Genomic DNA, 12527 nt, shown 5'->3' with positions numbered 1-12527 from the left:
GTGGTATCGCTTTCGGAAGACCTAGGGATTGATGCGGTCCGGCGGTCCTTTTTTCCCAAATGCGCCTTAATGTCACGACATTGCGCGTTGCACATTGCCGTCGTTCTGGCTAGAGAATGTGCAGCAATCGAAGGTGCTTGGTTTTTGTGCATGCCTGATGTGACCAAATTGGCTTCGCCGCTGGATGTGGGTGGCGTGAGAATCCGCAATCGCGTGTTTCTCGCGCCGATGTCGGGCATCACCGACGAGCCGTTCCGGCAGCGCGCCCATGCCCATGGCGCCGGGCTGGTTGTATCGGAAATGGTGGCGAGCGGTGAGCTCGCAAAGGGCAGGGCTGGCTCGGGCCTGCGCATCCGTCATTCCGGGCTGCCTGTCCACATGGTCCAGCTTGCCGGCCGCGAGGCGGTGCACATGGCCGAGGGCGCGCGAATCGCGGCCGGCGAGGGTGCCGACATCATCGACATCAACATGGGCTGTCCGGCCAAGAAGGTGACGGGCGGCTATGCCGGTTCAGCACTGATGCGAGACCTCGACCACGCGCTGTCGCTGATCGAAGCGGTGATCGGCGCGATCGACGTGCCGGTCACGGTCAAAATGCGGCTCGGTTGGGACGAAGGTGCGCTCAACGCGCCGATGCTGGCGCGACGCGCCGAGCAGGCCGGGGTGAAAATGGTTACGGTGCACGGCCGCACGCGTTGCCAGTTCTATCAGGGCAAAGCCGACTGGCGTGCCATCGCACGCGTCAAGCAGGCCGTCTCGATCCCGGTGGTTGCCAATGGTGATGTCGGCTGGCCGGCAGAGGCTGCGTCGATCCTCGATCAGTCCGGCGCCGACGCGGTGATGATCGGCCGTGCGCACTATGGCGCGCCGTGGACTGCCGGCAGCATTGTGGCGGCCGCGCTGGCCGAGCCGGTATCCGGCATGCCGGACAGCCCGCAAGCGCTGAGCGACTACGTCATTGCCCATTACGAAGACATGCTGACGCTATATGGCGTGGAAAGCGGATTGCGCCAGGCGCGCAAGCATCTCGGCTGGTATCTCGACCGCCACGCCGCCACAAGCGACGACCGGCGCAAGGCCATACTCACGTCTTTCGAGCCTGGGCATGTCATTGCCTTGCTGCGCGACATGTTCTCAAGCGCTCCCGAAGCGGCGAACCTGCGGAGTGCGGCATGAACGCTACCGTCACACAGAGCACGGATATGGCGGACGCCGCGCATATTGTGCTCAACACCATTCGTCGGCCGGTAATCATGGTCGATCCACAAGGCTTCATCACCTTCGCCAATGCCGATGCCGAGGATTTTTTCCGCTCGAGCGCCACGATGCTCGCCCGCAACACGCTGCACAAGCTCATTCCTTTCGGCAGTCCGCTGCTAACGCTTGTCGACCAGGTGCGCGAGCGCCGGGCGCCGGTCAACGAATACCGGGTGGACGTGTCGTCGCCACGTCTCGGCATCGAGAAGGTAGTCGACCTCTACGTCGCACCGGTGACTGAATTTCCAGGCTCGGTCGTGGTGATGTTCCAGGAACGCTCAATGGCCGACAAGATCGACCGGCAGATGACGCATCGCGGCGCGGCACGCTCGGTTACCGGCCTTGCCGCGATGCTTGCCCATGAGATCAAGAACCCGCTGTCCGGCATTCGGGGTGCCGCGCAGCTGCTTGAACTGTCGGCGTCTGACGAGGATCGCGCACTGACCAGGCTGATCACCGACGAGACCGACCGCATTGTCTCGCTGGTCGACCGCATGGAGGTATTTTCGGACGAGCGGCCGATCGACCGTTATCCCGTCAACATCCATGTCGTGCTCGACCATGTCAAGGCAATCGCCAAGAACGGTTTTGCCAAGCGGATCAAGATATTGGAGGACTATGATCCATCATTGCCTCCGGTTTTTGCCAATCGCGACCAGCTCATCCAGGTGTTCCTCAATCTGGTAAAAAATGCCGCCGAGGCGATCGGCAGCGATCGACAGGGCGAGATCATACTGTCGACAGCCTTCCGCCCGGGCATTCGCGTTTCCGTACCCGGGACTCAGGACCGCGTGTCGCTGCCATTGGAATTCTGCGTACGCGACAACGGTTCGGGTGTCTCCGAGGATATCCTGCCGATCCTGTTCGATCCTTTCATCACCACCAAGCCGAACGGCTCCGGTCTCGGTCTGGCGCTGGTCGCAAAGATAGTCGGCGAGCATGGCGGCATCATCGAATGCGAATCGACCCCGCGCGGCACCACCTTCCGCATCCTGATGCCGGCGTGGAAAGAAACCCAGTTTGGCACCGACGACGACGGTGAAGGAGACCGCAAATGACCGTTCGCGGCAATATTCTCGTCGCCGACGACGATGCGGCCATCCGCACCGTCCTCAACCAGGCGCTTTCGCGCGTTGGCCACGACGTGCGTGTCACCTCCAACGCTTCGACGCTGTGGCGCTGGGTTGCGGCGGGCGAGGGTGATCTGGTTATCACCGACGTTGTCATGCCTGACGAGAACGCCTTCGACATGCTGCCGCGCATCAAGAAGGCGCGACCGGAACTGCCGGTCATCGTCATGAGTGCGCAGAACACGTTCATGACAGCAATCCGAGCCTCCGAAACCGGAGCCTATGAATATCTGCCGAAACCGTTCGACCTGACCGAACTGCTCAACATCGTCAACCGCGCGCTTTCCGAGCCGCGGCGGCCCAAGATCGATACGCGGGCCGACGAGCCGCCGGAAACGATGCCGCTGGTCGGCCGCTCGGCGGCCATGCAGGACATCTACCGCATGCTGGCGCGCATGATGCAGACCGACCTAACGGTGATGATCAGCGGAGAGTCGGGTACCGGAAAGGAACTGGTGGCGCGCGCGCTGCATGAGTACGGCCGCCGCCGGGGCGGTCCCTTCGTCGCCATCAACATGGCAGCGATCCCGCGCGACTTGATCGAATCGGAGTTGTTCGGGCACGAGAAGGGTGCGTTCACTGGTGCGCAGAACCGATCCACCGGCCGTTTCGAGCAAGCCGAAGGCGGCACGCTCTTCCTCGACGAGATCGGCGACATGCCGATGGAAGCGCAGACGCGGCTGCTGCGTGTGTTGCAGCAGGGCGAATACACTACGGTCGGCGGCCGCACGCCGATCAAGACCGACGTGCGCATCGTCGCTGCCACCAACAAGGACCTACGCACGCTGATCAATCAGGGGCTTTTCCGGGAGGATCTGTTCTACCGCTTGAACGTTGTGCCGCTCAGGCTGCCGGCGCTGCGCGAGCGATCGGAGGACATTCCGGACCTCGTCCGGCACTTCTTCAAGCTCGGCGCCAGTGAAGGCCTGCAGACCAAGCGCATCTCGACCGGCGGCATCGAGCTGATGAAGCGCTATCCATGGCCGGGTAACGTGCGCGAACTCGAAAACCTCATCCGCAGGCTGGCTGCGCTGTATTCGCAGGACGAGATTTCCGCCGAGATCATCGAGGCGGAGTTGAAGACCGGCGAAAGGCCTGTCGTTCCAGGTGGTGGCAACCTCATTCCCGATGACCTTTCCATCGGCCAGGCGGTGGAGCATTTCCTGCAACGCTATTTTGCCTCGTTTGCCGGCGATTTGCCACCGGCCGGCCTCTATCAGCGAATCCTCTCCGAGGTCGAATATCCGCTCGTCCTCGCCTCAATGACCGCAACGCGCGGTAACCAGATCAAGGCTGCCGAACTGCTGGGGCTCAACCGCAACACGCTGCGCAAGAAGATCCGCGAACTCGGCGTCAACGTCTATAAATCGTCCAGGCAGGTCTAGACGAATCCCTTTACGAGCGCTTTCCAGGGGATCGATTGCCGAAAGATTTCCGTCTCGGCCACACTTGTTGCATAATCGCCACAATGCGTTGCATACATCCGACGCAATCACTGGCTCTAGACTGCGACATGGCCCTGCACGCACCGACACTGAGCAAACCGCTTTTCAGCAATACGGGCGCGAGAGACGGTCGCCGGCTGCTTGCGCTGCCCGGCGTGATCGCCGTTGCCGGTGCGCTGGTGACGGCGGCCATCTCCTTCGCCATTCTGGTTGGCGCGACGCCGATCACGCCCGACGCGAGGACGACGCTGGCGCTGATTGCGCTTAATGCGGCGTTCGTCCTGTTTCTGATCTTGCTGGTCGGCCGCGAGGTGCATCGCATCCTGATGGCACGCCGGCACGGCAAGGCTGCGTCGCGCCTGCATGTGCGCATCGTGGCGATGTTTGCGCTGGTCGCCGCCATCCCCGCGATCATGGTGGCGATCATCGCGTCGATCACGCTCGACATCGGCCTCGACCGCTGGTTCGAGATCCGCACCAAGACGATCGTCAATTCGTCGTTGTCGATCGCCGACGCCTATGTGCAGGAAAACGCGCGAAATCTTCAGGGCACGACGTTGTCGATGGCTTATGACCTCGACGCTTCGCGCACGCTCTACGGCCTCGATCGTACCGGTTTCCTCGACCTCATGAACAAGGAGGCGGTGGGACGCTCGCTGGCGCACGCTGCACTCATCAAGCCCGACGGTTCCTTCGTCATGAGCGCCAAGACCGACGCGGACTTTGCCATGCCGGAGCCGCCGGAGGGCGCCGTGGCAAGCGCTGCCGGCGGGAAGCCAGTGCTGATAGAACCGCGCACCCGCAACATCATGGGTGCCATCGTCAAGCTGCGCGAGATCGACGGGCTCTATCTCTACACCATCCGCCTCGTCGATCCCGAGGTGATCAAGGCACGGCAGATCGTCAAATCCAACACCGCCGAATATCGCGGTCTCGAAGACAATCGCCGCACCTCGCAAGTGGCTTTCGCGCTTCCCTATCTGTCGCTGACGCTGATCATCATCCTGTCCGCCATCTGGACTGGCATTGCGGTGGCCGACCGCCTGGTGCGGCCGATTCGTCAGCTCATCGGCGCGGCCGATGAGGTCGCTACCGGCAATCTCGACGTAGCCGTGCCTGTCCGCCCCTCCGATGGCGATGTCGCCTCGCTCGGCGACACATTCAACAAGATGCTGATGGAGTTGAAATCGCAGCGCAACGAGATCCTGTCGGCCAAGGATCTGATCGATGAACGGCGGCGCTTTTCGGAGGCGGTGCTTGCCGGCGTCACCGCCGGGGTCATCGGCGTCGATCCATATGGCATCGTCACTATTGTCAACCGTTCGGCCGAAACGATGCTGGCCATATCCGCCACGGCAGCGCTTGGGCAGAACCTTTCCGCCGTGCTGCCGCATGTCGGGCGCGTCTTCGAGATCGGCCGCAAGTCGGGCAAGCCGGTCTATCGCGAACAGGTCACCTTCTATCGTGCCGGCACTGAACGGACCTTCAACGTGCAGATCACCATCGAAGCCGGCGACGACGGTTCGGAGGATAAATCCTACGTCGTGACGGTCGACGACATTACCGATCTGGTCCAGGCACAGCGTTCCTCCGCATGGGCCGACGTGGCGCGGCGCATTGCCCACGAGATCAAGAACCCGCTGACGCCTATCCAGCTTTCGGCCGAGCGCATCAAGCGACGGTACGGCAAGGTCATCACCGAGGACCGTGAGGTTTTCGATCAATGCACCGACACCATCATCCGGCAAGTGGAGGACATCGGACGCATGGTCGACGAGTTCTCGGCGTTCGCCCGCATGCCGAAACCGGAAATGAAGGCCATCGACCTGCGCGATTCGTTGCGCGAAGCCTCGTTCCTGGTCGAAGTGAGCCGGGCTGACATCACCTTCGAGCGCTTCTTCGGCAACGAGCCGCTCAAAGGCACGTTCGACAGCCGGCTGATGGCGCAAGCTTTCGGCAACGTCATCAAGAATGCTGCCGAAGCCATCGACGGACTTGATGCAGAGGATCGTCCGCACGGCATAATCCGGATTCAAGCCGGGCGTCAGAATGGCGCGATTCGAATCGACGTCATCGACAACGGCAGGGGCTTGCCGCGCGAGAACCGGCAGCGCTTGCTCGAGCCTTACATGACGACACGCGAGAAAGGCACCGGGCTTGGCCTCGCTATCGTCAAGAAGATCGTGGAGGACCATGGCGGGCGACTCGAATTGCACGATGCACCAGCGGACTTCCACGATGGGCGGGGTGCAATGATCAGCATCATCCTGCCGGTTGCCGCCACCGTTCCGATACGCGGCGAGGGCAAGACGGAACACGAAAAAGAAACTGAAAAGGTCGGTAATGGCTTCTGATATTCTCATCGTCGATGACGAGGAAGACATCCGCGAACTCGTCGCCGGTATCCTGAGCGACGAAGGTCACGAAACACGCACGGCGTTTGATGCCGACAGCGCACTGGCGGCGGTCGCCGACCGGGCACCCAGACTGATCTTCCTCGACATCTGGCTGCAGGGTTCGCGGCTCGATGGTCTGGCTTTGCTAGACGAGATCAAGACGATGCACCCGAATCTGCCGGTGGTGATGATCTCGGGCCACGGCAATATCGAAACGGCAGTCTCGGCCATCCGCCGCGGCGCCTATGATTTCATCGAAAAGCCTTTCAAGGCCGACAGGCTGATCCTCATTGCCGAACGGGCGCTCGAAACCTCCAAATTGAGACGCGAGGTTTCGGACCTCAAGCTGCGCAGCGGCGAGACTTTCGACCTCATCGGCATGTCGTCGGCAATGAGCCAATTGCGCCAGACCATCGAGCGCGTCGCGCCGACCAACAGCCGCGTCATGATCATTGGCCCCTCCGGCTCGGGCAAGGAACTGGCCGCGCGCGCCATCCACGCGCTCTCAGCGCGCAAGAGTGCACCGTTTGTGACGCTGAGCGCCGCCAACATCACCCCGGAGCGTATGGAGATCGAGCTGTTCGGCACCGAATCGAACGGCGTCGAACGCAAGGTCGGTGCGCTGGAGGAGGCCCATCGCGGCATTCTCTACATCGATGAAGTGGCCGACATGCCGCGCGAGACGCAGAACAAGATCCTGCGCGTGCTAGTCGAACAGCAGTTCGAGCGGGTAGGGGGCACCAAGCGGGTCAAGGTCGACGTGCGCATCATCTCGTCGACCTCGCAGAACCTGGAAGCCATGATCGCCGACGGCCGTTTCCGCGAGGACCTTTATCACCGCCTGGCCGTGGTTCCGGTTATGGTGCCGGGACTGGCCGAGCGTCGCGAGGACATTCCTTATCTGGTCGACAATTTCATGAAGCAGATCGCTCGCCAGGCCGGCATCAAGCCGCGCCGCATCGGCGACGACGCGCTGGCGGTGCTGCAGGCGCACAACTGGCCGGGCAACGTTCGGCAGTTGCGAAACAATGTCGAGCGCCTGATGATCCTGGCGCGCGGCGACAATGTCGATGCGCCGATCACCGCTGACCTCTTGCCTGCCGAGATCGGCGACGTCATGCCGCGCACTCCAAACAAGTCCGATCAGCACATAATGGCGCTGCCGCTGCGGGAAGCGCGCGAACAATTCGAGAAGGACTATCTGATCGCCCAGATCAACCGTTTTGGCGGCAACATCTCGAAGACAGCAGAGTTTATCGGCATGGAACGCTCTGCATTGCACCGCAAGCTGAAGTCGCTGGGCGTCTGACAGCCAAACCGGTCGTGGCCCACGCAATTATCGGTTACGGCGGTGTTGGAATCGCATAAGAAAGCCGGGACTTCTTCCAGGGATTAGCCATGCCGCGCATTGCCTATGTGAACGGGCGCTACGTCGCTCACGCCGAAGCTTCCGTGCATATCGAGGACCGTGGCTATCAATTCGCCGACGGCGTCTACGAGGTCTGCGAGGTGGCACGAGGCTTCATCGTCGACATGCCGCGCCATCTCGCCCGATTGAACCGCTCGCTTACCGAACTCTCGATCGATTGGCCGATCACGCGCGGCGTGCTGCCGCTCGTCATGCGCGAGGTGGTGCGCCGCAACCATGTCGTCGACGGCCTGGTCTATGTCCAGGTGACGCGCGGTGTCGCCAGCCGCGAGTTTTTCTTCCCGCCCGCGGGCACGAAGCCGTCGCTGGTGGTGACCGCCAAAAAAGCCGATCCTGCAGCTGCCGCGAAGCGGGCCGAGAGCGGAATCCGGGTCATCACGGTGCCGGAGAACCGGTGGGATCGGGTGGATATCAAGTCGGTCGGCCTGCTGCCGAACGTGCTGGCCAAGCAGAAAGCCAAGGAAGCCGGCGCTCAGGAGGCCTGGTTCGTCGATGTCGACGGCACCGTCAAGGAAGGTGGATCGTCGAACGCCTGGATCATCACCAGGGACGGCGTGCTGGTGACGCGCCCCGCCGAGCACGGCATCCTGCGCGGCATCACCCGCACGACGCTGTTCGATGTCGCTGCCAAGCTCGGCCTGAAGATCGAGGAGCGCGGCTTTTCGGTTGCCGAGGCCAAGGCCGCACGCGAGGTTTTCATCAGCTCCGCGACCACGATTGCCATGCCCGTGGTAGCGATCGATGGCGCTGCCGTCGCCAACGGCCACCCGGGCTCGATAACAGTTTCATTACGGCAGGCCTTTTTTGACGTTGCGGAAAAAAGTCCAGCCTGATAACCGCACAGATGGAATGAACATCAATATATCTCGTTCTGCTTGTCGTTACTGACGGCAAGATGGTGTTTGCGTGCTTGACATGTGCCGGCTAATTTGGCGCATTGGCCTGCAAACCGAAGGGGATCGGCGAAAGACAAGAACAATGGCGGAACGATCGCAAAATCTTCAGGACCTGTTCCTGAATTCAGTTCGCAAGAGCAAAAACCCACTCACCATCTTTCTCATCAACGGCGTGAAGCTGACCGGCGTGGTCACTTCGTTCGACAATTTCTGCGTTCTGCTGCGTCGCGACGGCCATTCCCAGCTTGTCTACAAGCACGCTATTTCCACGATCATGCCGAGCCAGCCGGTTCAGATGTTCGATGGTGAGGAAAGCCAGGGCGCCTGATTGGCACGTGAGAAAGACGCGGACCGCAGCGTTCGCGGAAAACCAGTACATCAGACCGGGATAGAGGCCAACGGTCCGACCCGGGCGGTGGTCATCGTGCCGGTGCTTACCCGGCAGCCGCGTGGCGACGACGATACCAATCGCCCGCGCCTAACCCGTTCTGCCGAGGCCCGTCGCGACGAGGCGGTCGGCCTCGCCAGCGCCATCGACCTTGACCTGGTCCACACGGCGGTGGTGACCGTCAACGATCCACGTCCGGCGACCTTGCTTGGCAGCGGCAAGGTCGCGGAGTTTGCCGAGATCGTCAAAGAGGGCCACGCGGAAGTGGTCATTGTCGATCATCCGCTGACACCGGTACAGCAGCGCAACCTCGAAAAAGAGTTGAACGCCAAGGTGCTCGACCGCACCGGACTGATCCTGGAGATTTTCGGCGAGCGCGCCCGCACCAAGGAAGGCACGCTGCAGGTCGACCTTGCCCATCTCAACTACCAGAAGGGCCGCCTTGTGCGGAGCTGGACCCACCTCGAGCGCCAGCGCGGCGGCGCCGGCTTTCTCGGCGGCCCTGGCGAGACCCAGATCGAGTCGGATCGGCGTGTGCTGCAGGACAAGATCACCAAGCTGAAGCACGAGCTCGAAACCGTGCGCCGCACCCGCGACCTGCACCGCGCCAAGCGCAAGAAGGTGCCGTTTCCGGTGGTGGCGATCGTCGGCTACACCAATGCCGGCAAGTCGACGCTGTTCAACCGGCTGACCGGAGCAGGGGTGCTGGCGGAAGACATGCTGTTTGCCACGCTCGACCCGACGCTGCGCCGCGTGCGCCTGCCGCACGGCACGCCGATCATCCTTTCCGATACGGTCGGCTTCATTTCCGACCTGCCAACGCATCTGGTCGCGGCCTTCAGGGCGACGCTGGAGGAAGTGGTCGAGGCAGACCTCGTCATTCATCTGCGCGACATCTCCGATCCCGATACGGCCGCGCAGGCCGAAGATGTCGAGCGCATCCTTGCCGATCTCGGCGTCGATGCCGGCGATAACAAGCGCGTCATCGAAGTATGGAACAAGATCGACCGGCTCGACGAGGGCAACCGGGCGCGGCTGCTTGCCGATGGTGCTGACGGCAAGAAGGCACCGCCGATCGCCATATCGGCGGTAACCGGCGAGGGCATCGATGCGCTGAAGGCGATCATCGAGACGATGATGTCGGGCGAACTGGAGACGTTCACCGTCACGCTCAAGCCCGACCAACTCGCCGTCGTCGACTGGCTTTACCGCAACGGCGACATCGTCTCGCGTGATGACAATGAGGATGGCAGCGTGACCATCGCGCTCAAGGCCACGCACAGCTCTCGGCAAGAGATTGAAAGCCGATTGCGCCGTCAAAACAACGGGTAGGGGCGTTTACTTCGCGCTCTTTGCCTGCTGCCAGAGCGCTTCCATCTCGTCCAGCGTCGCCTCTTCGAGGCTGCTTCCCGACGCTTGCAGCGTCCGCTCGACATAGTGGAAGCGCGACCGGAATTTTTCGTTGGTGCCGCTGAGTGCCGCTTCGGAATCAATTTTGAGGTGCCGGCCGAGATTGACGACCGCAAACAGCATATCGCCGAACTCGTCCTTGATCGGCGCAGTGTCGCCTTTGGCCAACGCCTCGCGTAGTTCGCCGATCTCCTCCTCGATCTTGTCGAGGATCGGTGCCGCCTCGCTCCAGTCGAAGCCGACGCGGGCGGCCTTTTCCTGCAGCTTCAGCGCCCGGGTAAGCGCGGGCAGGGCGACCGGCACGCTGTCGAGAAAGCCTTTGCCATGGTCTTCCGGGTCGAGCCCACGGGTGAGCCGCGCACTGCGTTTCTCAGCCTTTTCCTCTGCCTTGATCTTTTCCCACATGCCCTTGGCCATGCCGGCGCTGCGCGCCTTGTCGTCGCCAAAGACATGGGGGTGGCGGCGGATCATTTTTGTGGTGATGGCCTGGACCACATCGCCGAATGAAAATTCACCGGCCTCCTCGGCCATTTGCGCGTGGTAGACCACTTGCAGCAGGAGATCGCCGAGTTCATCCCGCAGATCGTCCAGGTCGCCGCGCGCAATGGCGTCCGCCACTTCGTAGGCTTCCTCGATCGTGTATGGCGCGATTGTCGAAAAGTCCTGCTCGATATCCCATGGGCAGCCGGTTTCCGGTGCTCGTAGCGCGGCCATTATCTCGATCAGCCGGGAAATGTCTTTCGAGGGTTTCATCAGGCGAACGCTATCCTGCACACGGCTGTGCGGCCAACGGCTTCAGCCGGCGAGGGCGCATTGTCCCCAGATGGGCGGCCAGACCATGATCCCGAACGGACCGACTGCGTCAGCGAAAAGTGGAAGCTGGTTTTCGGAAAGATCATGGTCAACCAAAAAGCATCAGTCGAGCACTGAGACGATCGCCTTGGCGAGCGCATCCATGCCGTCCTCGGGCAGGCCGGCAACGTTGATGCGGCTGTCGCCGACCATGTAGATGGCATGCTCGGCGCGCAACCGCTCGACTTGCGCTTCCGACAGGCCGAGCCGGGAAAACATGCCGCGATGGCTGGCGACGAAATCGAAACGATCGGAGTTGGACTGCCGGCGCAGCGCCTCGGCGAACTGGACGCGCAGCCGCAGCATGCGCAGCCGCATCTCTTCAAGCTCTGCCTCCCAGTCGGAACGCAATGCGGGGTCTTCAAGCACGATGCGCACCGCGGCCGCGCCGTGGTCCGGCGGCATCGAATACATGGCACGTGCCGCCGACAGCATCTGGCCCATCGCCAAATCCGCCTGCGCGCCGTCTTTCGCAATGATCAGCGCTGCACCGACGCGGTCGCGATAGACGGCAAAGTTCTTCGAGCAACTCGAGGCAACGACCATTTCCGGAACTTTCGCCGCCAGAAGGCGCAAGCCGGCGGCATCCGCATCAAGCCCCTCGCCAAAGCCTTGATAGGCGATGTCGACAAAGGGCAGCAGGCCGCGCTCAACGACAAGATCGGCAACGGCAGCCCATTGCGAGATGTCTAGATTGGCGCCTGTCGGGTTATGGCAACAGCCATGCAACAATACGACGTCGGCAGGATTCGCGGCTCTCAATGCATTCAGCATGTCGTCGAAGCGAACCGCACCAGAAGCAGCGTCGAAATAGGGGTATTCGCGTGTCTGCAGGCCAGCGGCGCGCATCACCGGCATGTGGTTCGGCCAGGTCGGATCCGACAGCCAGACCATCGCGTCGGTGCGGGTCCTTTTCAGCAGCTCTGCCACCAGCCGCAGCGCGCCGGAGCCGCCTGGCGCCTGCGCCGCACGAATGCGCGTCATGTCGGCTGCTGGGCCGAATACCAACCTGGCCATCGCCGCGTTGAAGGCGGTATCGCCGGCAAGGCCGAGATAGGTCTTGGTATCCTGGCCTTGCAGCAGCCGCTTTTCGGCTTCGCGCACCGCGCGCATCACCGGCGTTTTGCCGTCGCGATCCCTATAGACGCCGACCCCGAGATCGACCTTGTCGGCACGCGGATCGGCGCGATAGAGGCCGATCAAGGCCAGGATCTTGTCGGCAGGCGCGGGCTGGAGATTTTCGAACATCGATAAGATTCCGTTGGCGGCGGAGTGATACGCAAACCGGCCATACTTTGCCAGCAGTTTCATATGCGCCAACTCG

General features: G+C 62.1%; 10 protein-coding genes. 8 read left to right on the top strand and 2 right to left on the bottom strand.

Annotated elements, in window-relative coordinates:
• Positions 1-150 precede the first annotated feature (150 nt).
• The 8 genes from dusB to hflX all read left to right on the top strand — a co-directional run bounded on the left by dusB (position 151) and on the right by hflX (position 10273).
• A complete protein-coding gene (gene dusB, locus AC0L2X_RS17110) occupies positions 151-1176 on the top strand; it encodes a tRNA dihydrouridine synthase DusB (protein ID WP_473555422.1) in 1026 nt (341 codons plus the stop codon).
• Positions 1173-2315, top strand: coding sequence for a two-component system sensor histidine kinase NtrB (locus tag AC0L2X_RS17105; RefSeq protein WP_473555424.1), 1143 nt, complete (start codon positions 1173-1175; stop codon positions 2313-2315). The genes dusB and AC0L2X_RS17105 overlap by 4 nt, the downstream gene beginning before the upstream one ends.
• Positions 2312-3772, top strand: coding sequence for a nitrogen regulation protein NR(I) (ntrC, locus tag AC0L2X_RS17100; RefSeq protein ID WP_023675074.1), 1461 nt, complete (start codon positions 2312-2314; stop codon positions 3770-3772). Before AC0L2X_RS17105 ends, ntrC begins: the two co-directional genes overlap by 4 nt.
• Positions 3773-3900: 128 nt before the next feature.
• Complete coding sequence (locus tag AC0L2X_RS17095) at positions 3901-6186, top strand: sensor histidine kinase NtrY-like (RefSeq protein WP_473555427.1); 2286 nt, start codon at positions 3901-3903, stop codon at positions 6184-6186.
• Positions 6176-7537 (top strand): nitrogen assimilation response regulator NtrX, encoded by a 1362-nt coding sequence (gene ntrX, locus AC0L2X_RS17090; protein WP_352491356.1) that lies wholly within the window; start codon positions 6176-6178, stop codon positions 7535-7537. The genes AC0L2X_RS17095 and ntrX overlap by 11 nt, the downstream gene beginning before the upstream one ends.
• An 89-nt stretch (positions 7538-7626) precedes the next feature.
• Complete coding sequence (locus AC0L2X_RS17085) at positions 7627-8490, top strand: D-amino-acid transaminase (RefSeq protein WP_473555430.1); 864 nt, start codon at positions 7627-7629, stop codon at positions 8488-8490.
• A gap of 145 nt (positions 8491-8635) precedes the next feature.
• Positions 8636-8881 (top strand): RNA chaperone Hfq, encoded by a 246-nt coding sequence (gene hfq / locus AC0L2X_RS17080; RefSeq protein WP_006202172.1) that lies wholly within the window; start codon positions 8636-8638, stop codon positions 8879-8881.
• On the top strand, positions 8882-10273 hold the full coding sequence (gene hflX / locus AC0L2X_RS17075; RefSeq protein WP_473600051.1) for a GTPase HflX: 1392 nt from the start codon (positions 8882-8884) through the stop codon (positions 10271-10273).
• A gap of 6 nt (positions 10274-10279) precedes the next feature.
• On the opposite strand, the gene mazG is transcribed toward hflX, so the two are convergent.
• Both mazG and AC0L2X_RS17065 read right to left on the bottom strand, forming a co-directional pair.
• Positions 10280-11104 carry a nucleoside triphosphate pyrophosphohydrolase gene (gene mazG, locus AC0L2X_RS17070; protein WP_352566218.1) on the bottom strand — a complete coding sequence of 275 codons (825 nt, stop codon included), beginning with the start codon at positions 11102-11104 and terminating at the stop codon, positions 10280-10282.
• Positions 11105-11266: 162 nt separating this feature from the next.
• Positions 11267-12451: an amino acid aminotransferase gene (locus AC0L2X_RS17065; RefSeq protein WP_473555434.1), complete on the bottom strand. Its 1185-nt coding sequence runs from the start codon at positions 12449-12451 to the stop codon at positions 11267-11269.
• Positions 12452-12527: the final 76 nt, after the last annotated feature.

Source organism: Mesorhizobium sp. WSM4828, assembly GCF_055811175.1.
The sequence above is the reverse complement of the archived record's forward strand: the minus strand, read 5'-3'. Positions and strand labels throughout refer to the sequence as shown.